The following is a 21,365-nucleotide window of genomic DNA, read 5'->3' as shown; positions in this document are numbered from 1 at the left end:
TCTCCAGCGGCTCGACGGTGACGAGCACCTTCGCGAACTGGCCGGAGCCACCGGTCTGCTTCTTGTGGGTGTAGGAGTACTTCTCCACCGCCTTGGCGCGCAACGAACGCAGCTGCTGCGCGGCGGTCAGCGAGTGGAGGTCGCTCATGACGTCACCGTCGTTCCCGTGAGCAGCCGGTACGCCGACTGCGCCACCACATCCAGTTCCTGGGAAGTCATCGGTTGCCCGCCGAACACCCGGCGGTGCATGAGCGGCCCTTCCAGCAGGTTGCCGACCAGCGCCAGCTCCGGCAGCTCACCGATCTCGCCCCGCCGCACCGCCCTGGCGATCGCGTCGACCAACGGCTGCGAGCGCCGCACCACCAGCGCGCGGAACGTCCGCTCGGCCTCGTCGTCCCTTCGCAGATCGGACAGGAAGCCGATCAACCCGTCGTTCCACGGCTGGTCCCAGGCCCCGGCCAGGTCCTCGGCGAACCCGCGCAGGTCGCCGAGCAACGTCCCGGTGTCGAAGTCCGGCACGGGCGGCAGGAATCCGTCCAGCACGTCCGCCACCAGCCGCACCTTGCTCGGCCACCGCCGGTAGACGTCGGTCCGGTGGGCCTGCGCCTGCGCCGCGACCTGGGTCAGCGTCAACGCGTCGTAGCCGTTCGTGGTCAGCAGCGACCACGCCGTCGTGAGCAAGCGCTGTTCGAGATCGGGATCCCGCGGACGACCCGCCACCGTCGGCCTCCATATCGCAACAGGTTGTTGCGTTAAGGTAGCACGACCGAGGCCTCCAGCGCGTTCGTCGCCACCTCGATGCCCGTGCCGACGACGGCACGCAGGACCTCGGGACGTCGTTCGGTGCGGCCGACCTGCGGACTGCCGAGCGGTGGCCGGATCTGCAGGCACGCGGGATGCGTCGCCAGCAGCTCCTCCTCCTCGATCCGGAGTTCCTTGCGGTTCAACCAGGTGTGCACGACTCCCGGTGCGTGGCGGGCGAACCAGCGCGAGAGCACCATCCGTTCGCCGCGCGAAGGCCCCAGTGGGAGGTCGTCCTCGCGCGTGGTGCGCAGGGCGACGATGTGCGTGGCCCGCTGGGCGAGCGCCGACCGCACGCAGACCATCTCGCTCAGTCCGGCGTCCACGTAGGGATGGCCGTCGATGACCACCGGTGGGCCGGCGAGCAGCGGCATCGCGGTCGACGCCCGCAGTGCGTCCTGCAGGCTCGGCACGTCGTGGATCTTCGAGTGCAGGTCGACCGCCTCGCCGGTGAGCGCGTCCGTGGCGATCGGGTGGAACGAGACGGGGTTGTCCAGGATGTCCTGGAACCCCATCGGCCAGACCTGCGTGTAGATGGTGTGCACGAGGTGTTTCGTGTCCACGACGGGTTGGCGGCTGAACGCGCGCAACGGGTTGATGGTCGTCCGTATGACTCTCGGATCCCACCAGGCGTCCACGGTCTTCTCGGCGCGCCCGCACAGCAGCCAGGCAGCGTTGAGCGACCCTGCCGAGCTGCCGTAGACGGCGTCGAACAACGGCAGCAACCCGAGCCGTTCGATCGCCACGGTCATGCCGCTCGAGTACGCGCCGCGCGAGCTCCCGCCCTCGACCAGCAGCACCAGGCGCGCGTCATCCCCCCGCTGACCTGGCGTGCTTCCCCGTCTCCTGCGCTCACGCAGCAACTCCAGAACGGACACCTTCCACCTTCTCCTTCCGCGTGACCGCGAGCAAGGCGCCGACGATCGTGATCACGGCACCGATGAGCTGCAGCGCGGTGAACGGCTCGCCGAGGAACGCGACCGAGAACGCGGTCCCGAACACCGGCGCCGCGAACATCATGACCGTCGCGGTCACGGCGCTCACGGACCGCAGCCCGCGAGCGTAGAAGAAGTACGCCAGCGCCGTCGGTCCGATCGCGAGGAACACGACGTTCACCCAACCCGTCGTGGACACCTCGGTCCACTGGGTTTCCGGCAGCGACGGAACGGCGAGCAGCACCAAGCCCAGCGCACCCGCTCCAGTGGCGTAGGTGGTGGCGCGCAACGGTTCGACGCCGACGAGGATCTTCTTCGACAGCACGCTGTAGACAGCCCACAGCGCAGCGCAACCGAGGTACAGCACGTCGCCCAGCAGCCGGGCCGGGGTGAACCCGCTCACCCCGATGCCGGCGAAGAACACCCCGGATCCGGCGACGGCGAGCGCGAGCCCGCCGATGCGCCGCGCGGTGGCGGGTTCTTTGCCGGTCACGACGAAGAACAGCGTGGTCAGCACCGGTGCCGTCACCGGGACGATCACGCTGCCGTCGGTGGCCGGAGCGAGCGAGATCGCCCAGAAGAACAGGATGTTGTAGCCGGTCACGCCGATCAGCCCGGCGCCACCGGCTCGCAGCGCATCCGGCCAGGTGAACGACTGCGTGCCGGGAAGCACGAGCAGCAGCAGGAACAGGACGAGAGCGCCACCACCGAACCGCACAGCCGCGGCGACGCTGTGCGGCATCTCCCCGACGATGACCTTGGAGCTGGTGAACGCCGCTCCGAAGAAGGCCATCGTGGTGATCAGGTACAGGTAGGGCGTGGCTCGGTCGGACATGGTCCGATCGTTCGTCCTGACCATCGCCAGGTCTTGTACGTTCTTGACGCTCAGGCCCGGAGCTTCAGCTCCAGCACGTCGATCCCGACCGGAGTCCTCCGGGTTTCCAGGTCCGCGATCCGCCACTGCTTCTCCAGCAGGACGGAGAGCGCGATCCTGACCTGCAGCCGCGCCAGATGAGCGCCAGGGCAGAAGTGGATGCCGTGCCCGAACGACAGGTGCGGGTTGACGGTCCGGCCGGCGTCGAACGCGTCCGGGTCGGTGAACACCTCCGGATCGCGGTTGGCGGCGGAGATCATCGCGACGACCCGTTGCCCTGGCTGGAGTTCTACGCCACCGAGTGTCGTCGGCCTGGTGACGAACCGGTCCGTCCCGCCCGTCGGCGGCAGGTACCGGAGCACCTCCTCGACCGCCAGCGGGAGATCAGCGGGCAACGGCTGGGAGACGAGGCACAGCATCGCGTTCACCAGCAGCGTTTTGGTGGTCTCGTGGCCGTTGATCAGCAGCAGCGTGCAGAGGTTGACCAGCTCGTCGTCGGCGATGCCCTGCGCCTGGAAGAAGGCACTCAGCTCCGTCAACGCCAGCCGGAACTCGGTGTCGTCGGCGGCGAACGTGCCGAAGAACGACGTGATCGCCTCGGTCCAGCGCACGAAGTCCGGCGACACCGGCACGCCCAGCAGGCCTGCGATCGTGTGCAGGGTCAAGGGATACGCCACCTCGCGGACCAGATCGAGGTTCGACCCCGTGATCAACGCTTCCGCACGGGCCCTGATCTCCGGTTCGAGTGCGGCCACCGCCCGCGGGGTGAAGAGCCGGCCGACCTTCCGCCTCAGCGCGTGGTGTTCCGGCGGGTCGGTGGCCAGCAGGCTGCGCAGCAACGGGTTGTCGCGGTGCGGGATCGGCTGGGTGCTGTGGCGCAGTTCGTCCGACGAGAACGTCGAGTGGTCGGTCAGCACTCTGTCCACTTCGGAGTACCGCGTGACCAGCCAGGCACCGAACGACGCGAACCGCACCGGCCCCACCTCGGGGGCGCGAAAGATCTCTTCGAGCAACACGCTCACAGCGTGCTACGTCACTGCCGTCGTCGCTTGGAAGAAACGGACACACGACATCCCGACCGCCCGCCGGAACTCCGCGAGCATGTGCGGCTGGTCGTAGAACCCGCTTCGGAGAGCGATCTCCGCCCAGTCCGGCGAGCCGGCCCGCGCCAGGTCCATGGCGCGGTGCAACCGCACCACCCGCGCGTAAGCCTTGGGGCTCAACCCGACCGCGACCTGGAACCGCCGCCGCAGCTGCCGCGGCGACAACCCGACGACGTGATCGGACATCGGCGCTCCAGGATCCGCGTGAATCGCCCGGAGCACCTGGCGCACCACGGAATCACCCGCCCGCGCAGGACCGCTCAACGCCCGCAACCCGTCATCGAGACCCGAGCCGGGCAACCGCATGCCCGCGAGCGGCACCTCGTCGGCGGCGATCCCCAGCACGTCCGCACAAACACCAGGCTTGAGCCGCACGCCCGTCAGCGGCTGGGTGAGCGTTCCCGTCCTCGCCACCGTCTCCGGACCGCTCAGCCACAGCGTGCCGTCCGCGAACACCAGCAGGTCCACCGACGGCTGCGGCAGCTCCGGCGGCAGCTCGCCGCTGCGCCGCCACACCGTGCTCACCCGATCGGTGAAGTCGCTGGTCACGGCGCTGAGTCAACCCCGCCCGGCCCGGTCACCGCTACTGAATTGCCCGCGGCTGCTACCGTGGAGATCAACGCCTCGAAGAGGAGACCGACGTGCTGCTGGCGGGTGAAGACGACATCTCAGGGTGAGCCCTGGATGTGACAGGCCATCGATCGCGATGGCCGTTTCGTCGTCCCCTCTTCCACTCGCGCGGCTTCTCCGCGCAGCACATCCCGAGGTCTCACCGTGTCACTCGTTCTCTCCAACCTGTCTTTCGCCTGGCCGGACGACACCCCGGTGTTCGACGGCCTGTCCGCGACGATCCCGGACGGCCGCACCGGCCTGGTCGCCCCCAACGGCGCCGGCAAGTCGACACTGCTCAAGCTCGTGGCGGGCGTGCTCAAGCCCGCGGACGGCAGCGTGTCCGCCGAGGGCGTGCTCGGCTACCTGCCCCAGGACCTGCCGCTGACCGCCGGCCTGACCGTGGCCGAGGTGCTCGGCGTCGCGAACGTCCTCCGGGCGATCGCGGCGGTCGAGGCCGGTGACGTCGACGAGGAGCACTTCACCGTCATCGGCACCGACTGGGACCTCGAAGAACGCACCCGCGCCCAGCTGGACCGGCTCGGTCTCGACACCATCGAGCTCGACCGGAAGCTCGACACGTTGAGCGGCGGTCAGATCATCTCGCTCGGCCTCGCCGCGCAGTTGCTCAAGCAGCCGGACGTGCTGCTGCTCGACGAGCCCACGAACAACCTCGACCTGGAAGCCCGGCACCGGCTCTACGACGTGCTGGACGACTGGCGCGGCTGCCTGCTGGTCGTGAGCCACGACCGGGCATTGCTGGATCGCATGGACCGGATCGCCGAGCTCGACGGCGGCGAGATCCGGTTCTACGGCGGCAACTTCAGCGAGTACGAGGACGCCGTCGCGGCCGAGCGCGAGGTGGCGGAGAAGAACATCCGCAGCGCCGAGCAGGAGGTCAAGCGCGAGAAGCGGGAGATGCAGCAAGCTCGTGAACGGGCGGCGCGGCGAGCCAGCAACGCCCAGAAGAACCTCTCCAGCGCGGGTCTGCCGAAGATCTTCGCGGGCAACATGAAGCGCAACGCCGAGGTGTCCGCCGCGAAGGCCGACGGCACGCACGCGAACCGGCTCAGCGCCGCCAAGACCCGGCTCGACCAGGCCGAACGGGCGTTGAAGGACGACCAGAAGATCAGCCTGGAGCTGCCGCAGACCGCCGTTCCCGCCGGCCGGAACCTGTTCCTGGGCACGGGCATCCGGGTGCGCGACCTGTTCGACGGCGTGGACCTGGCCATCCGCGGCCCGGAACGCATCGCGCTGGCCGCCCCGAACGGCGCGGGCAAGTCGACCTTGTTGCGGGTGATCCACGGTTCGCTGGCCCCAGACGCCGGCGAGGTGAAACGAGCGGACGGGCGGGTCGCGTACCTGTCGCAGCGGCTCGACCTGCTCGACGACAGCCGCACGGTCGCGGAGAACCTGGCCGCGTCAGCCCCGGCCATGCCACCGGCCGAGCGGATGAACCTGTTGGCGCGCTTCCTCTTCCGGGGCCCGCGGGCACATCTGCCGGTCGGTGTGCTGTCCGGCGGCGAACGGCTGCGGGCCACGCTGGCGTGCATCCTGTTCGCCGAGCCCGCGCCGCAGCTGCTGCTGCTCGACGAACCGACGAACAACCTCGACCTCGTCAGCGCCGGACAGCTGGAGAGCGCGCTGAACGCCTACCAGGGCGCGTTCGTCGTCGTCAGTCACGACGAGCGGTTCCTGAGCGAGGTGAGGATCGACCGCTGGCTCCGGCTGGAGAACGGCAAGCTGCTGGAGGGCCGCAATGCCTGAAGCAGCACTGGTCGCTCATGAGCTGGTGAGGGTTTTCGGCGGCCGGCGGGTGCTCGACGGGGTGTCGCTCACGGCGGCACCCGGCCGGCGCATCGGGTTGATCGGCGAGAACGGCGCGGGCAAGTCGACGCTGCTGCGGCTGCTCGCGGGCATCGACCAGCCCGACGGCGGCACCGTGGCACGCCCGCCGGACCTGGGTTTCCTGCACCAGGAGATGCCGTTCGCCGAGTCCGTCACCGTTGCCGAGGTGATCGACGACGCGCTGGCCGAGGCCAGGGAGGACCTCGCCGAACTGGAGCGGCTCGCGGCCCTGCTCGCGACCGAGGACGTCGAGGCGGCGTACGCGGAACGGCTCGAACTGGCGCAGCGGCACGAAGCCTGGGACGCGGATCGCCGGGCTGAGATCGTCCTCAACGGACTCGGCCTCGGTGACGTGGCATGGCACCGCACACTGGGCCAGCTCTCCGGCGGTCAACGTCGACGACTCGCAGTGGCGGCACTCGTGGTCCGCAGGCCGAGTGCGTTGCTGCTCGACGAGCCGACGAACCACCTCGACGACGAGGCGGCGGAGTTCCTCGCGGACCAGCTCAAGGGTCTGCCGGGATGCGTCGTGCTGGCCAGCCACGACAGGGCGTTCCTGGACGAGGTCTGCACCGACCTGATCGACCTCGACCCCGCCGTGGACGGCCCGGTGCGGTTCGGTGGCACCTACCGCGAGTACGTGCGGCAGAAACGTGCTGACCGGTCCCGCTGGGAACGCCAGTACCTCGAAGAACAAGAGGAGTTGGAAGAGCTCCAACAGGCACTCGGCAGCACCGCGCACCGGGTCGCGCCGAACCGGATGAAGCGCGACAGCGAGAAGATGGGCTACGGCGTGCGAGCGAACCGCGTGCAGAGCCAGATCTCCCGGCGCGTCCGCAACACCACCCGCCGCCTCGAAGATCTCGAACGCCGCCGGGTGCCCGCTCCCCCGCGCCCGCTGACCTTCGAGCCGGACGCGCTGACCTCGTTGCCCGCCAACGAACTCCTGGTGTCACTGCGGCAGGTTCGCGTTCCCGGCCGGCTGGAACTCGACCACTTGGACGTCCACGACGGCGCGCGGCTGCTCGTGACCGGACCGAACGGCGCGGGCAAGTCGACCTTGCTCCTGGTCATGGCAGGTCGGTTGCAGACAGCAGGCATCAGCAGGCATCCCGATCTGCGCGTCGGCCTGCTGACCCAGGACACCGAGTTCGCCAACCCGCGCCTCACCCCGCGCGGCACCTACGGCCGCGCGCTGGGTGCCGAACGCGTGGAGCAGGTTCCGCTGGAGTCGTTGGGGCTCTTGCACGAACGAGACCTGGGCAAACCCGTCGGCGCGCTGTCGGTCGGCCAGCGACGCCGGCTCGCCCTCGCGCTGCTCGTGGCCGATCCACCACACCTGTTGCTGCTCGACGAACCCACCAACCACGTGTCGCCGACGCTGTGCGACGAGCTGGAGGACGCACTCGGCACCGGACCAGGCGCGATCGTGCTGGCCAGCCACGACAGGTGGCTGCGGCAACGCTGGCAGGGCACGCGACTGACCCTCCACTGTGGATAGTCAGCGGCGGGGAGCTGTCGCCGTGGCCAGTACCCGGCGCCGCAGGTCGAACCCCTTGAGCACAAGCCGTGCTTCGGCCTGCATCGACTGCATCGCGGGGTCGTCGCCGGCGTCGACGGTGAGCGATTCGCTCCAGAACCGCTTCTCCCGCAGCCGCCACTGCTCCTTGTCGAGGACCTCGACGCCGGTGAACCCGGCCTCGGGCAGCTGCGCGGCGAGGTCCACCTGCCGCATCCGCTTGGGCAGCCGCTCGTCGTCTGCGTCGAGGGCCTCCCAGGTGGTGATGACCACCCGTCCGCCAGGGCGCAGCACCCGCAGGCACTCCCGCAGCGCGTCGAGCTTCGGATCCGCGAACTGGTAGGCGTCGATGACCATCACGGCGTCGACCGAGGCCGAGCCGAGTCCGATGTCGGTCAGCTGCCCCACCTGGAAGTCGGCCTCGACCGCCAGCTCGACGGCGCGCTCCTCAGCCTGCTCGATCGCGACGGCGGAGAAGTCCACGCCGATCAGCCCGCACCCGGTGCGCCGGGCGATCTCCAAGCCGTAGCCGCCACGGCCGCACGCGAGGTCCAGCAGCACCTGTCCGGGTCGCGGATCGAGGAGCGCCACGACCTCGTCCAGGCCAGGGCCGCTCAACAGGCTCGTGGACTGCAGGTCGGGCGGAAGGGCGAGCATGCGCCGTACGAGCTCATCGGCCACGGGCGACTCGACCCGCTCGGCGTACCAGCGGTCGAAGTCCTCAGCACTCGTCACCCGGAGACCCTCCTGCAATTCGGTTGATCTCGTCAACGCGCGCAGGTCAACTGCGGGGTGTGAAGATCCGCGCCACCAGCGACCTCGCCGCGTTCGTCGACACCGTGCACACCGCGTTCGGGCGGTTCCCGGAGACACCGGACGAGCACGGCGGCGGGCTCTGGTGGTCGGCCATCGAGATCGACCGCAGCCTGATGGCGTTCACCGACGACGAGAAGCCCATCGGCACGGCCACGGCGCACTCGTTCGAGCTGACGCTGCCCGGTGATGTCCTCGCTCCCGCTGCCGGGATCACCGGGGTGGGTGTCCTGCCGACGCACCGGCGACAGGGCGTGGACGTGCCGAGAGCGCTGACCGCTCGCGGTTACGGCGGAGACGGCGAGCTGGTGCTGGACGTCCGCGACCCGTTCCTCGATGAGCACGGCCGGTACCTGCTGACCGTCCGAGACGGCCAGGCCGAGTGCGCCAGGACCGACCGCGCGCCCGACCTGTCGCTGGACGTCCGCGACCCGGGTTCGACGTACCTCGGCGGCACCACCCCGAGCACCCTGATCAGGGCAGGACACGTCGAAACGCACACCCCGGAAGCTGCCGCGACGGCCGACGCGCTGTTCCGCTCAGCACACCCGCCGCACTGCCTGCACTGGTTCTGATCGACATCTGGACCAAAGTATGACGGCGCGTTAGGCCCAGGGATGACGCGAGCACGCGGCCACGTCGTTATTGTCCGTTCCGGTGGGGACCAGCAGGAACCGACCCCCTTTCCGCCGAAGGGACAGCCACCTCATGAGGGACGTCATGCAGTCAGCGACAGGGGTCCGCTCGCGCGTGACCGGATGGATGGGGCGACGCTTTCTCGCGTACCTGAGCAAGACCGGCTTCGACCTCGAGTCGTCCTGGTTCGTCCCGTCCAGGGTGCTGGCACCTCTTCGGCGCAACGGGTTGAACCCGGTGCCGGAACTGGCGCGGATGCAGGCGCACGGGCCGATCACGCGGTTGCCGCTGCCGGTGACGGTGTGGCTGGTGACCGGCTACGAGGCGTCCAAGCAGGTGCTGGTGGACAGCGAGTCGTTCAGCAACGACTTCGGCCACTTCCGGGAGATGGGCCTGTTCGCCGACGAGGCGCCCGGCGGCCTGGGGTTCAGCGACCCGCCCGAGCACACCCGGCTGCGCAAGGTGCTGACGCCCGAGTTCACCATGCGCAGGTTGTCGCGCCTGGTGCCGCGGATCGAGGCGATCGTCGCCGACCAGCTCGACCTGATGTCCATGAAGGATGGCCCGGTCGACCTGGTCGAGAACTTCGCCATGCCGGTGCCGGCGCTGACGATCTGCGAGCTGCTGGGCGTGCCCGCGAGTGAGCGCGAGGAGTTCCAGCGGCGCAGCGTTGCCCGGTTCGACCTCGGTGGTGCCGCGACGGCGTCGTTGTCCGCGGTGTCCGAGTCGGTCGTCTACTTCCGCGAGCTGGTGCGGGCGCAGCGCCAGGCTCCGAACGACGGGCTGCTCGGCGAGCTGATCCGCAAGCACGGTGACGAGCTGGACGACGACGAGCTGGCCGGGCTGGCGGACGGGCTGCTCACCGGCGGGTTCGAGACGACGGCGAGCATGATCTCGCTCGGCACGCTCGCGATGCTGCACGACCCGGACCTGTTCGCCCGCGTCCGTGATGACGACGACGCGATCGGCGGAGTGGTCGACGAGCTGCTGCGCCACCAGTCCGTGGTGCAGGTGGCGTTCCTCCGCGTCGCGCGCAAGGACTTCGAGATCGCCGGCACGCGGGTGCGCGCGGGTGACATCGTGGCGTGCTCGCTGTCGCAGGCGAACCGTGATCCGAGCGTCTACTCGTCGCCGGACGACATCTGCCCGACCCGGCCGGCGGCGCAGCACCTCGCGTTCGGCTACGGCGCGCACCGCTGCATCGGCGCCGAGCTGGCCAAGATGGAGCTGCGGATCGCCTACCCCGCGCTGGTGCGCCGGTTCCCCGAGCTGCTGCTGGCGGCCGATCCCGCCGCGCTGTCGTTCCGCAAGCTGTCGATCGTCTACGGGCTGCACTCGCTGCCCGTCCACCTCGGCAACCACACCAGCCCGATTCTCTGACGGAGTGACGTGGGGGATGTCCTGATACACCCAACTTTTCGTCGTTGGGGTTGAGGGACCATCCCTCATGCCTTGGTGCTCACGTTCCAACAGTCTTTACCTACCAACGCAGACAGCGAACGGAAGGTAAGGACCATGATCCGCAAGGCCATCATCGCCGCCGCCACCCTCTCGACCCTCGCGCTCCCGGCCGTCGCCTCGGCCGACCCGGTCATCGGCCAGCCGGCGCCGTGCACGAAGGTCACCGACCTGGTGGGCCCCGACTTCTCCGTGAAGCAGTGCGGGGTCAGCGACGTCGACCAGTTCCGCGCGGGTCTGGAGAACAACGGTGGCGCCTACTGCGGTCCGACCTCGCTCTACAACGTGCTGCACTACTGGGCGCACGAGAAGAACGCACCCGCCGGCTGGCTCACCACGAAGATCAAGGAGCTCGACCCGCAGGACCAGGCCGACTACAACGTGATCACCAACTCGCTGTACCGGATCGGCGTGGACGCCAAGTACACCGAGAAGGGCACGAACCTGTACAACCTGCGCACCGCCTGGACCATCGCGACGAAGCCCGCCCGTGACGCGGGCTGGAGCACCGCGACCTCCGGGGTCGACACCCGGACCTCCGCCGACTTCGCGGGTGACCTGGCCCGCAAGCTCGCCCGCGGTCCTGTGCAGATGGTGTACGGGCGTTACTCGGACGGCCCGGCGGACAGCCTGCAGCGCGGTGGCGGCCACATCGTGACCGTGGTGTCCGTCGACGGTTCCTTCGACGGCACCACGGTGCAGGTCCGCTACATGGACCCCGGTCGCGCGGCCGACCACGGCGTCGGCGACTACCTCGACACCCAGTCCGCCTACGCGACGATCAACGCCACGTTGACGAAGAAGACCGTGGTCGAGTGGATCCCGACGAAGAACAACCCGGAGAACGACCTCGGTGACATCGCCATCCCGGGCACCTTCCGCACGGTGACGCGCTGGCAGCTCACCACGCCGGGCTCGACCGCGACCACCACGCAGCTGGTGGAGGGCTTCAACTGGTTCGACATGGCCGCGCCGGTCGGCTGATCACTCACGCAGTCCGATCGTGTCGATCGGCTTGGCGCGCAACGACAACCGCGTGGCCACACTGATCGACACGATGCCCAGCAGTGCCGCTCCCGCCAGGACCGCCCCGTAGACCCAGGGTGGTCCGGCGGGTAGGGGCGTTCCGGTGGCACCGATGGCCAGCAGGGTCAGCGGCAGTGCGGCGACCAGCGTGCCGAAGACCGCGGCGAGACCGACGGTCAGCAGTGCTTCCGCGCGCATCATCTGCCTGACCTGGCGGCCCTTGGTGCCGACCAGGCGCAGCAGGGCGAACTCGCGCCGCCTCGCCGCCGTGGACATCACCAGCGTGTTGGACACCGAGATCGCCACGTAGCCGAGGATCACGCCGACTGCCACCAGGTTCAGCAGGAACTGGGTCCGCTCGTTGCCCCGGTCCTGCGCGGCCACGTTGCTCGCGACCGTCAAGCCCGGATAGCGGCTGACCAGTTGGTCGGGTGCGGTTCCGTTGATCAGGACCGCGCTGTCCGTGCCCGCCCTGGTGTGAGCGCGGGCGTCCTGCGCGTTCAGGACGTGGTCGCCGAACGCCAGCTCGTGCTCGTAGATCGCGACGACCCTGAGCTTCGCGGGCTGTCCGTCGGCGAACCAGAACTCGGCGGTGTCGCCGACCTTCTTGTTGTTCCAGAACGCATGCGTGGCGCCCAACGCCACCGTGCCCGGTGTGAGGTCCTTCAGGCTGCCTTCGGTGATCTTGAGGTCGACCGTGCCGGCGGCCTGCGGGTCGATTCCGTTGGCCGGACCGCTGGTCACCTCGACGCTGTCGCCGGATTTGCTCGCGGTGATGACCTGCGTGCGGACCAGCGACGTCACCGCGGTGACGCCAGGGGACTTCCGCGCGGCTTCTGCCACTTCTGCCGGCACTCCGGTCACGCCGCCGATGACGTGGTCCGCGGTGATCGACTTGGTCGTCTCCTGCTGCACGGCGGCGCTGAACGTCGTCTGGCTGTAGAAGTTCACGACGGCGAACCCGATGGCGAGCATGAGCGGGGTGACCGCCGCGGCGAGCCTGCGCGAGTTCTTCGTGACGTTCGCGGCCGCGAGATAGCCGCTCGTCCCCGGAAGCATCGGCGCGATCAGGCGGACCGCCCCGCCGATGATCCGCGGTCCGGCCAGCGTCAGGCCGATGATCAGCACGAGCGCGGCCATCACCGACATCGCCGCGCCGATCTGGCCGGGGATGAACAACGGGAGCGTGGTCGCCGCGATCCCGATCGCCACGAGGACGTAGCCGATCACCAGGCGGACCCGGCCGAGCTCCTTGCGCTGCACCGCGGCCTCCCCCAGCGCCTCGACGGGGTTGATCGACGACGGCCTGCGCGCCGCGCTCCACGCCGCCAGCCGTGCCGCGCCGAGCCCGATCAGCAGGGCCGCGACGAGCGGGATCGGGCTGATCGAGAGCTCGAAGTCCTGCGGCACCACGCCGATGTTCGCGAAGGCGTTGCGCAGGCCGTGGCTGACGGCGATGCCTCCGAGGCTGCCTGCCACGCCCGCCACCAGCGAGACCACGAGCGTTTCGAGACCGATCATCTTGCGGATCTGGCGCGGGGTGGCACCGACGGCGCGCAGCAGGGCGAACTCGCGGCGGCGTTGCTCGACGGTCAGCGCCAGGGTGCTGGCCACGACGAAGATCGCGACCAGGACCGCGTAGCCGCCGAAGGAGCCCGCGATGAGCGCGAGGATCGCCTTGGTCTGGCTGACGTCGTCGAACTCGGCGGCGCTCCGGTCAGCACCGGCGGAGACCGTCACGTGGTCGTCAGCGAGCACGTCTTCGAGGCGGTCGGCGACGTTGCCGATGACCCCGATCGCGCTGACCTGGTCAGGATGCCCGGCGAGTTCGGTCGCCTTCGCAGCGTTGAAGAACAGGGCGGCCTGGCGGTTCCCGCGGCTTTCCGCGATGCCGCTGACCCGGTACGACATCGGAGTGGACCGGGTCATGACGCGCACTTCCCCGCCGGCTGCCACGCCCGCCTGAGCTGCCAGACCGGAGTCCAGCACCACCTCGTTGTCTCGTGCCGGAGCCCTTCCCTCTTTGAGAGTGAACGGCGCCAGCACCGCCGACTCCCAGTTGTGGCCGAACGACGGCTTGTCCGCCAGCACCTGCCCATCGCGTCCGACGACCGCGGCCGGGAACGTCTGCTCGGCGACCGCGGCCTTCACACCCGGCACCGCGGCGATCTTGGCAACCAGCGCGGCGGGAATGGCCGGCTGCTCGGCGGCGTGCTCGAACGCAAGCACGTCACCACCTGGCGGGCGCACCGTCCGATCGCCGGTGACGACCACGTCAGCGGCCGCGTAACGCTGGGTCGGCACGCCTCCGCGAAACCCCGACTCCATCAGGATCCCGCAGGCCGCCACCAGGGCCGTGCCGCACAGGACCGCGATGAACGCACCCACGAACCCGCTGGTGCGGGCCTTCACCGTCTGCCACGCAAGAGTCAGCACGACTCACCACTCCCCACAAATGCGCCCACACGCCCGACCACCGTTCCCACGAACCCGCCCAACAGGCCCGCGAGCGCGCCCGCGAACCCGCCTGCTCGCCCCAGCACCGCACTCACCACTCCCCCAGATGCGTCATCCGCTCGGCGACCTTCTCCGGCGTCGGCCCGTGCAACTCCCCCGCCAGCCGCCCGTCCGCCAGGAACAGCACGCTGTGCGCCGCAGAAGCGGCAACTGGGTCATGCGTCACCATCAGCACCGTCTGTCCCATCTCGTCCACAACGGACCGCAGCAGCGCCAGCACCTGCGAAGCCGTCCGCGAGTCCAACGCCCCGGTCGGCTCGTCCGCCAGCACCACCTCGGGCCGCGCGACCAGCGCGCGAGCGATCGCCACCCGCTGCTGCTGCCCGCCCGAGAGCTCCGAAGGATGCCGGTCGAGCCGCCCGTCGAGCCCGACCCGTCGGACGACCTCCTGCAGCCACGCGGAGTCGGCCCGGCGCCCGGCCAGGCGGAGCGGCAGCGTGATGTTCTGCAGAACGGTCAGCGACGGCAGCAGGTTGTAGGCCTGGAAGACGAACCCGATCCGATCCCGGCGCACCTCGGTCAAGCGCGCTTCCTTCAAGGCACCGAGGTCGGTGTCGCCGAGCAGCACGCGGCCGGACGTCGGCCTGTCCATGCCCGACGCGCAGTGCAGGAAGGTGCTCTTGCCCGAGCCGGACGGTCCCATCACGGCGGTGAAGGTGCCTCGCCGGATGCCGACGGTCACCTCGTCCAGTGCCGTCACGGCGCCGTCGCCCGAGCCGTACACCTTGCGCACCGCCTGCAGCGACAGCGCGTCTGTCTTCGTCACGTTGGTCAACACGACCGAAAACCTAGGAAAACGCACCCCTGCCCAGCGATCACGCAGGCTGCCCGGCCAGAAGTAGAGCCTGCTCTACCACCGAACGGGCTCGTCGGCGCGAACGAATCCGAGCAGCCAGATTCGTCGCCTGCGACGAGGTGACACGAGCAGGCCGTACCTAGCGTTGCCGGTGACCGGAGTCACGTCGAGGTGGATGAGGCGCGGATGTCCAAGCTGAGCGAGATCAACGACTGGCTGCAGGAGAACCTCCCCAGGCTGGTCGCCCAGTACGAGGTGCCGGGCGCCACCGTGGCCGTCACCGCGGGCGACGAGGTGGTCGAGGCCGCCGCGGGTGTGCTGAACAAGAACACCGGGGTCGAGACGACGACCGACTCGCTGTTCCAGATCGGGTCGATCACCAAGGTGTGGACGACGACGCTCGCCATGCAGCTCGTCGACGAGGGGCTGCTGGACGTCGACGCGCCCGTGCGGGACTACCTGCCCGAGTTCCGCATCGGCGACGAGGACGCCGCGAAGCAGATCACCGTGCGGCAGCTGATGTGCCACACGTCCGGGTTCGAGGGAGATCTCTTCACCGACACCGGCCGTGGCGACGACTGCGTGGAGAAGTACGTCGCCACGCTGCACGACACCCCGCAGCTCTTCGCGCCCGGCGAGATGTTCAGCTACAACAACGCCGGCTACGTCGTGCTCGGCCGGGTCGTCGAAACGCTTCGAGGCAAGCCCTACGACGAGTGCCTGCGCGACCACCTGTTCGCGCCGCTCGGCCTCACCCACGCCGCGACCAGCGCGTACGACGCGATCATGTTCCGCGCGGCGGTCGGCCACCTCACGCCCGACGAAACCCAGGGACCTCAGGTCGCGCCGGTGTGGGCGCTGGTGCGCTCGAACGCTCCGGCGGGCTCGATGCTGTCGATGTCGGCGAGCGACCTGCTCAAGTTCGCCCGGATGCACATGAACAAGCAGACCGAGGTGCTGTCACCCGCCGCGATCGAGGCCATGCAACAGGTTCAGGTGCAGGTGCCGGACCTCGCGCTGATGGGCGACTCGTGGGGTCTGGGGTGGGAGCTGTTCCACTATCCACAAGCGACGGTCATCGGCCACGACGGCGGCACGATCGGCCAGAACGCCTTCCTGCGCCTGGTTCCCGAGCAGGGCGTCGCGGTCGCGTTGCTCACCAACGGCGGCAGGACCATCGACCTGTACGAGGAGATCTTCCGGCACGTGCTCAAGGAGCTGGCCGGCGTGGACATGCCCGGTATGCCGGTGCCGGCCGAAGAACCGGAACCGGTCGACGGCAGCAGGTTCACCGGCGTGTACGTGTCGTCGGTCGGCGAGCGGATCGTGACGCAGGACGAGGACGGCCGCATCTGGATGGAGGTCATCCCCAAGGGGATCATGGCCGAGCTCAGCCCGGAGTCGGCGGGCAAGACCGAGCTGGTGCCGTGGCGCAACGACACTCTCGTTGCCGCGGAACGGGTTCACGGCATCCACATGCCGCACGCGTTCGTCGGCGACGACGGCAACGGCCGCGCACTCTTCCTGCACACGGGTCGTGCGGACCGGCGGGTGGCCCAGTGATCGCGGACATCTTCACGCAAGCAGGAGCCGAAGGCTTCGTCCACGCCCGCGAAATCGGGACGGACAACGAGTTCTGCCACCACGCCGACGACCCGGTGGTGCTGGCGTCGGTGTTCAAGATCCCAGTGGCCGTCGCGTACGCGGAAGAAGTCGCGGCTGGACGGTTGATCGAAACCGAACGGACCGAGGTCACCTCCCGCTACCGCATCGGCGGCATCGGCACCGCGGGCTGCGCGGATGACGTCGAGATGAGCTGGCGCGACCTCGCGTTGTTCATGATGACCATGAGCGACAACGCGGCGACGGACGTGATCTTCCACCGCGTCGGACAGGCCGCGGTCGACAAGGTCCTGACGAACCTCGGCCTGCACCGGACGCGAATCATGGGCTGCTGCGAGGACCTCTTCGCCTCGATGTCCGCCGACCTGGCGATGACTCCGCTGGAGGCCGAGGAAGCACTCGGCGCACCCACGTGGGATCTCATCGAGAAGATGGCCATTGTGGACCCTGAGCGCACGACTTCCTCCACACCGAGGGAGATCACCACGCTGCTGGAGGCCATCTGGACCGATCGCGCGGCCAGTCCCGAGGCGTGCGAACAGGTCCGCCGCATCATGGCCCAGCAGATCTGGCCGCACCGGCTCAGCTCGGGCTTCGACGCGGACGTCCAGGTCGCCGCCAAGACCGGCACGCTGCCGAGCGTCCGCAACGAGGCAGGCGTCGTCACCTACCCCGACGGCCGCAGCTACGCCGTCGCCGTGTTCACCCGCGCGCAGGCGCTCGACCTGCGGCAACCCGCCGTGGACGCGGTGATCGGCCGCGCCGGGCGGTTCGCCGTCGACCACCTCCGGAGCACGTCATGAAGCGCACAGCTCTAGCCGTGGCCGCAGTCCTCGTGGTGTCGGGCTGCGGAGCGTCCAGCAGCACCGGATCCACCGCGCTCGCGGACGGCAGGACGTTCACGATGTCGGTCGGCGCCGACCCCGGCACGCTCGACCCGGCGCTCACGGTGCTGACGGTCGCCCGCGCGATCGGCCGGTTCCTCTACAGCCGCCTCGTCGAGCGCACCGCGAACGGTGACATCGTCGCCGGCCTCGCGGAGAAGTGGGACGCCGACGCCACGAAAGCCACTTTCACACTGCGCCAAGGCATCACGTGTGCGGACGGCGCTCCGCTCACCGCTCAGGACGTCGCCGCGAACATCAACTTCACCGCCGACCCGAAGAACAAGTCGCCGCTGGTCGGGTTGATGGTCATGCCGGGCACCACGGCGACGGCGGACGAGGCCACGCGCACGGTCACCGTCACGAGCGGCGCACCGGACGCGTTCCTGCTGACCAACGTCGGCTCGCTGCCGATCGTGTGCGCCAAGGGCATGAGCGACCGCGCGTTGCTCACCAAGGGCGAGCAGGGCAGCGGGATGTTCACGGTCTCCGAGATCGCGCCGAACGACCACTACACCCTGACCCGGCGCAAGGACCTCCCGGCTGAACAGGGCATGCCGGACAAGGTCGTCGTCAAGGTCGTCCCGAACGAGACGACCGCGGTGAACCTGCTGCTGTCCGGGCAGATCACCGCGGCCCAGATCGCGGGGCCCGACCAGGAACGCCTGCTCGCCCAGAAGGTCGAGCACGTCGACGTGGCCGTGCCGCTGGGACTGCTCGGCTTCAACCAGTCCGACGGCCTGCCCGCGCAGGACCCGGCGGTGCGCCGCGCACTCGTGCAGGCACTCGACCTCGCCCAGGTCGGCAAGGTGCTGACCAGCGGCAAGGGCAGGCCGTCGAAGAGCGTGGTGACGGTCGAACCGCGGCCCTGCACCGGCGACAACGTCGGCTCGAACCTCCCGCCGCACGACCAGGCGGCCGCCGAGCGGGCACTGGCCGCCGCGGGCTGGTCCAAGAACGGGAAACCGTTGCAGATCAGGCTGTTGCAGCCGACCGTCCTCGGTCCGACGTTCACCGCGGCCGCCGAGCTGATCCAGCAGGCGTGGCAGGCCATCGGGGTGCAGGTGAGCATCCAGCCGGTCGACGCGGCCGGGCTCAACCAGGCGCTGTTCGGCACGGGCGCGTGGGACGTGTCGATGGCGCCGGTGACGCTCGCGCTGCCCAGCCAGCTGGTGTCGTTCGCGTCCGGCCCGGTGCCGCCGCAGGGCGTGAACTTCGGGCACGTCCGCAACGCCGAGTTCGAGGAGCAGTCGAAGCAGGCCGCGACGATGCCCGGCTCGACCGGCTGCGAGCACTGGAACAAGGCGGAGGCCGCGCTGGTCAAGTCCCTCGACCTGCTGCCGTACGTGGACTCCGTGGTGCCGACGTTCGTCAAGGGCGCGAAGTTCACCATCAGCGACAACATCGACCCGGCGTCCATCCGGATGCTCGCGTCATGACGCAGGTCGCGCAAAGGGTGGCGGGCAGCTCCTGGCTGCCCTTCACCCGGCGCCGGGTGGTGCGGTTCCTGACCTCGCTGTGGGTGCTGGTGACCGCGGCGTTCCTGATGATCCACCTCATCCCCGGCGACCCCGTGCGCGAGGCATTGGGCATGACGGCGTCGCCCGACGTCGTCAACGCCCGCCGGGAAGCGTTGGGGCTCAACGACTCCCTGCTGACGCAGTACTGGCACTACCTCGGCGACCTGTTCTCCGGTGACTTCGGCACCTCGCTGGTCTCCGGCACACCCGTCGCGGACCTGATCGGCGACCGGCTGCCCGCGACCGTGCAGCTCGCGGTGACGGCGTTCCTCGTCGTGGTCGTCGTGGCGGTGCCGGTGGGCGTGGTGATGGCGGTGCTGACCAGGGGCGGTCGCCGTCGTGGCGCCGAGCTCGGGTTCACGTCCACCAGCGTGGTGCTGGCGGCGATTCCGGAGTTCCTGCTGGCGGTCGGCCTGGTCAGCCTCTTCGGGGTGACACTGGGCTTGTTCCCGGTGGCCGGACGGGACGCTCCCGGCGCCTCGGTGCTGCCGGTGCTGGCGCTGGCGATCGGACCGGCGGCGGTGCTGGCCCGGATCGTCCGGGTCGAGCTGCTTTCGGTGCTGGGAAACGACTTCGTGCGTACCGCGCGGGCCAAGCGGTTGCCCGCACGGCTTGTGTACGTGCGACACGCGCTGCCGAACGCGTTGACCGCGACTTTGACTCTCGGCGCGATGATGCTCGCGAGCCTGGTCGCCGGGACCGTGCTGGTGGAGAACGTGTTCGCGTGGCCCGGGCTGGGTTCCACGATCGTCGGGTCGATCCAGCAGAAGGACTACCCGGCGGTGCAAGGGATCGTGCTGGTCTACGGCACGGGCGTGTTGCTGGTGAACCTCGCTGTCGACGTGGTGCTGGCGCTGCTGGATCCGCGTTCGACGATCAAGGAGGCCTGATGCGCGGGTCGCTCGCACCGCCCCACAACACGACCAGGGAGGCGTACTGCGCCGACCCACCGCCCTCCGTCCCCAGGCCGGCGCCGACGATCGAGGAGGCGTGATGCGTGTACCACCCGCCCTCCGCACCCCCGTAGGCGCGGCCTCGGGAGCGTTGCTGTTCCTGTTGGCGCTACTGGCTGTCTTCGCGCCGGTGCTCTGGGGCTCGCAAGCCGACGCGATCGACACCGACGCGCTCCAGCAGGGCTCGTCCACCGGTCACCTGCTCGGCACGGACGCGCTCGGCCGCGACATCTTCCACCGGGTGCTGGTGGCGACCCGGCTCACGCTCGGACTCGCCTTGCTGGCCACGATCGTCGGCGTCACCACTGGCCTGGTGCTGGGCTCGCTGCCGTCGGTGCTGCCGCGCTGGGCAGGCAGGATCGTGACGTCCGCGGTGAACATCGCTGTCGCGTTCCCGGGGCTGCTGCTGGCGTTGTTCTTCGCGGTGATCTTCGGGACCGGCACGGTCGGCGCGGTGCTGGCCATCGCGTTCGCGATCACGCCGTCGTTCGCCCGGCTCACCCAGACCCTCACGGCGTCCATCAGCGGCCGTGACTTCATCGCGGCGGCACGGGTGTGCGGGGTGGGACGGTTCCGGTTGCTGCTGCGGCACATCCTGCCGAACATCGCCGAACCGCTCGTGATCAACGCGACCCTCGCCGCCGGGAGCGCGCTGACCGCGTTCGCCGGGCTGTCGTTCCTCGGCATCGGTGTGCAGGCACCTTCCTACGACTGGGGAAGGCTGCTCGGTGAGGGCCTGAACCGGATCTACATCTCCCCCGCGCCCGCGCTGGGTCCGGCGGTGGCGGTGGTGCTGGCCGGACTGGCGTTCAACCTGTTCGGTGAGGCCGCGGCATCTGCGGCGGGTCATCGGCAGTCTGTCCGGAAAGCGCCCAAACCGATGTCCACTGTGGACTTGCCGGGCGGCGAAGGCTTGCTGGACGTCCAGAACCTGCGGGTGTCCTTCCCCGGCGCCACCGGGTGGATCACGCCGGTGCGCGGGGTGTCGTTCACGGTCGGGCATGGCGAGATGATCGGGGTGGTCGGCGAGTCGGGCTCGGGCAAGAGCCTGACCGCGCTGGCCGTGTCCAGGCTGGTCGAGCACCCCGGCGTCGTGACGGCTGATCGGCTGGAGTTCGCCGGGAAGCCGCTGGCCAGGACCACGCAACGGGAGCTGGGCACGTCGCTGGCGATGGTGTTCCAGGACCCGATGACCTCGTTCAACCCGACGCGCCGGATCGGCCGGCAGCTCGCCGAGGTGTCCGAGGTGCACCAGGGGATGTCGCGCAAGTCGGCATCGGAACGAGTGGTGGACCGGCTGAAAGCCGTGCGGATTCCGGACGCGGGAAGGCGTGCCCGGCAGTACCCGCACGAGTTCTCCGGAGGTATGCGGCAGCGGGCCATGATCGCGATGGGCCTGATGGGCGAGCCGCGGCTGGTGATCGCCGACGAGCCGACCACCGCGCTGGAC

19 protein-coding genes are annotated in these 21,365 nt (G+C 69.6%); 10 read left to right on the top strand and 9 right to left on the bottom strand.

The genetic code is table 11. The features are described from left to right. From ABZX92_RS37850 to ABZX92_RS37825, 6 genes are all read right to left on the bottom strand, one after another. Positions 1 to 148, bottom strand: a 148-nt coding sequence (locus ABZX92_RS37850; protein WP_355570278.1) for a hypothetical protein, incomplete at its 3' end; no start/stop codon positions are given. After that, on the bottom strand, positions 145 to 720 hold the full coding sequence (locus ABZX92_RS37845) for a TetR/AcrR family transcriptional regulator (RefSeq protein ID WP_355570276.1): 576 nt from the start codon (positions 718 to 720) through the stop codon (positions 145 to 147). The genes ABZX92_RS37845 and ABZX92_RS37850, both read right to left, overlap by 4 nt. Before the next feature lie 32 nt (positions 721 to 752). Next, the gene (locus ABZX92_RS37840; RefSeq protein WP_355570275.1) at positions 753 to 1,679 is read right to left on the bottom strand and encodes a patatin-like phospholipase family protein; all 927 of its coding nucleotides are present in this window, start codon (positions 1,677 to 1,679) and stop codon (positions 753 to 755) included. Then, positions 1,654 to 2,571: a DMT family transporter gene (locus ABZX92_RS37835; RefSeq protein WP_355570274.1), complete on the bottom strand. Its 918-nt coding sequence runs from the start codon at positions 2,569 to 2,571 to the stop codon at positions 1,654 to 1,656. Before ABZX92_RS37835 ends, ABZX92_RS37840 begins: the two co-directional genes overlap by 26 nt. A gap of 50 nt (positions 2,572 to 2,621) precedes the next feature. Beyond that, positions 2,622 to 3,626, bottom strand: a complete 1,005-nt coding sequence (locus ABZX92_RS37830; protein ID WP_355570273.1) for a cytochrome P450 — start codon at positions 3,624 to 3,626, stop codon at positions 2,622 to 2,624. Between the two features lie 12 nt (positions 3,627 to 3,638). Further along, positions 3,639 to 4,262 carry an AraC family transcriptional regulator gene (locus tag ABZX92_RS37825; RefSeq protein ID WP_355570272.1) on the bottom strand — a complete coding sequence of 208 codons (624 nt, stop codon included), beginning with the start codon at positions 4,260 to 4,262 and terminating at the stop codon, positions 3,639 to 3,641. A 225-nt stretch (positions 4,263 to 4,487) separates the two neighbouring features. Between ABZX92_RS37825 and ABZX92_RS37820 the strand changes: the two genes are divergently transcribed. Together ABZX92_RS37820 and ABZX92_RS37815 are read left to right on the top strand one after the other, a co-directional pair. Further along, positions 4,488 to 6,089 carry an ABC-F family ATP-binding cassette domain-containing protein gene (locus tag ABZX92_RS37820; RefSeq protein WP_355570271.1) on the top strand — a complete coding sequence of 534 codons (1,602 nt, stop codon included), beginning with the start codon at positions 4,488 to 4,490 and terminating at the stop codon, positions 6,087 to 6,089. Continuing rightward, positions 6,082 to 7,671 carry an ABC-F family ATP-binding cassette domain-containing protein gene (locus tag ABZX92_RS37815; protein ID WP_355570270.1) on the top strand — a complete coding sequence of 530 codons (1,590 nt, stop codon included), beginning with the start codon at positions 6,082 to 6,084 and terminating at the stop codon, positions 7,669 to 7,671. The genes ABZX92_RS37820 and ABZX92_RS37815 overlap by 8 nt, the downstream gene beginning before the upstream one ends. Here the strand turns inward: ABZX92_RS37815 and ABZX92_RS37810 are convergent, their stop codons facing one another. Continuing rightward, the gene (locus ABZX92_RS37810; RefSeq protein WP_355570269.1) at positions 7,672 to 8,424 is read right to left on the bottom strand and encodes a methyltransferase domain-containing protein; all 753 of its coding nucleotides are present in this window, start codon (positions 8,422 to 8,424) and stop codon (positions 7,672 to 7,674) included. A gap of 59 nt (positions 8,425 to 8,483) precedes the next feature. Here ABZX92_RS37810 and ABZX92_RS37805 point away from each other — a divergent pair, with 59 nt between their 5' ends. The 3 genes from ABZX92_RS37805 to ABZX92_RS37795 all read left to right on the top strand — a co-directional run bounded on the left by ABZX92_RS37805 (position 8,484) and on the right by ABZX92_RS37795 (position 11,580). Then, positions 8,484 to 9,077 carry a GNAT family N-acetyltransferase gene (locus tag ABZX92_RS37805; protein WP_355570268.1) on the top strand — a complete coding sequence of 198 codons (594 nt, stop codon included), beginning with the start codon at positions 8,484 to 8,486 and terminating at the stop codon, positions 9,075 to 9,077. 175 nt (positions 9,078 to 9,252) lie between these two features. Beyond that, on the top strand, positions 9,253 to 10,518 hold the full coding sequence (locus ABZX92_RS37800; RefSeq protein ID WP_355570267.1) for a cytochrome P450: 1,266 nt from the start codon (positions 9,253 to 9,255) through the stop codon (positions 10,516 to 10,518). 135 nt (positions 10,519 to 10,653) lie between these two features. Further along, entirely contained in the window at positions 10,654 to 11,580 is a 927-nt protein-coding gene (locus tag ABZX92_RS37795; RefSeq protein ID WP_355570266.1) for a hypothetical protein, read from the top strand. Here the strand turns inward: ABZX92_RS37795 and ABZX92_RS37790 are convergent, their stop codons facing one another. Further along, positions 11,581 to 14,058, bottom strand: coding sequence for an FtsX-like permease family protein (locus tag ABZX92_RS37790; RefSeq protein ID WP_355570265.1), 2,478 nt, complete (start codon positions 14,056 to 14,058; stop codon positions 11,581 to 11,583). Positions 14,059 to 14,170: 112 nt separating this feature from the next. Next, entirely contained in the window at positions 14,171 to 14,887 is a 717-nt protein-coding gene (locus tag ABZX92_RS37785) for an ABC transporter ATP-binding protein (RefSeq protein WP_355570277.1), read from the bottom strand. 234 nt (positions 14,888 to 15,121) lie between these two features. Here ABZX92_RS37785 and ABZX92_RS37780 point away from each other — a divergent pair, with 234 nt between their 5' ends. From ABZX92_RS37780 to ABZX92_RS37760, 5 genes are all read left to right on the top strand, one after another. Further along, positions 15,122 to 16,498, top strand: a complete 1,377-nt coding sequence (locus tag ABZX92_RS37780; RefSeq protein ID WP_355570264.1) for a serine hydrolase domain-containing protein — start codon at positions 15,122 to 15,124, stop codon at positions 16,496 to 16,498. Continuing rightward, a complete protein-coding gene (locus tag ABZX92_RS37775) occupies positions 16,495 to 17,361 on the top strand; it encodes a serine hydrolase (RefSeq protein ID WP_355570263.1) in 867 nt (288 codons plus the stop codon). Before ABZX92_RS37780 ends, ABZX92_RS37775 begins: the two co-directional genes overlap by 4 nt. After that, positions 17,358 to 18,881 carry an ABC transporter substrate-binding protein gene (locus tag ABZX92_RS37770; protein ID WP_355570262.1) on the top strand — a complete coding sequence of 508 codons (1,524 nt, stop codon included), beginning with the start codon at positions 17,358 to 17,360 and terminating at the stop codon, positions 18,879 to 18,881. The genes ABZX92_RS37775 and ABZX92_RS37770 overlap by 4 nt, the downstream gene beginning before the upstream one ends. Then, a complete protein-coding gene (locus ABZX92_RS37765) occupies positions 18,878 to 19,852 on the top strand; it encodes an ABC transporter permease (protein WP_355570261.1) in 975 nt (324 codons plus the stop codon). Before ABZX92_RS37770 ends, ABZX92_RS37765 begins: the two co-directional genes overlap by 4 nt. Before the next feature lie 103 nt (positions 19,853 to 19,955). After that, the coding region (locus tag ABZX92_RS37760; protein ID WP_355570260.1) for a dipeptide/oligopeptide/nickel ABC transporter permease/ATP-binding protein at positions 19,956 to 21,365 on the top strand (1,410 nt) is incomplete at its 3' end.

Origin of the sequence: Lentzea sp. NPDC006480, assembly GCF_040611995.1 — a bacterium.
In the GTDB taxonomy this organism is placed as follows: Bacteria; Actinomycetota; Actinomycetes; order Mycobacteriales; family Pseudonocardiaceae; genus Lentzea.
This window is presented reverse-complemented; position numbering and strand designations above follow the sequence as displayed.

What these genes read in the sequence shown, in the direction of transcription:
- ABZX92_RS37835 (WP_355570274.1), bottom strand. Translation starts at nt 2,571, where the DNA reads ATGTCCGACCGAGCCACGCCCTACCTGTACCTGATCACCACGATGGCC.
- ABZX92_RS37815 (WP_355570270.1), top strand. Translation starts at nt 6,082, where the DNA reads ATGCCTGAAGCAGCACTGGTCGCTCATGAGCTGGTGAGGGTTTTCGGC.
- ABZX92_RS37795 (WP_355570266.1), top strand. Translation starts at nt 10,654, where the DNA reads ATGATCCGCAAGGCCATCATCGCCGCCGCCACCCTCTCGACCCTCGCG.
- ABZX92_RS37780 (WP_355570264.1), top strand. Translation starts at nt 15,122, where the DNA reads ATGTCCAAGCTGAGCGAGATCAACGACTGGCTGCAGGAGAACCTCCCC.
- ABZX92_RS37770 (WP_355570262.1), top strand. Translation starts at nt 17,358, where the DNA reads ATGAAGCGCACAGCTCTAGCCGTGGCCGCAGTCCTCGTGGTGTCGGGC.
- ABZX92_RS37765 (WP_355570261.1), top strand. Translation starts at nt 18,878, where the DNA reads ATGACGCAGGTCGCGCAAAGGGTGGCGGGCAGCTCCTGGCTGCCCTTC.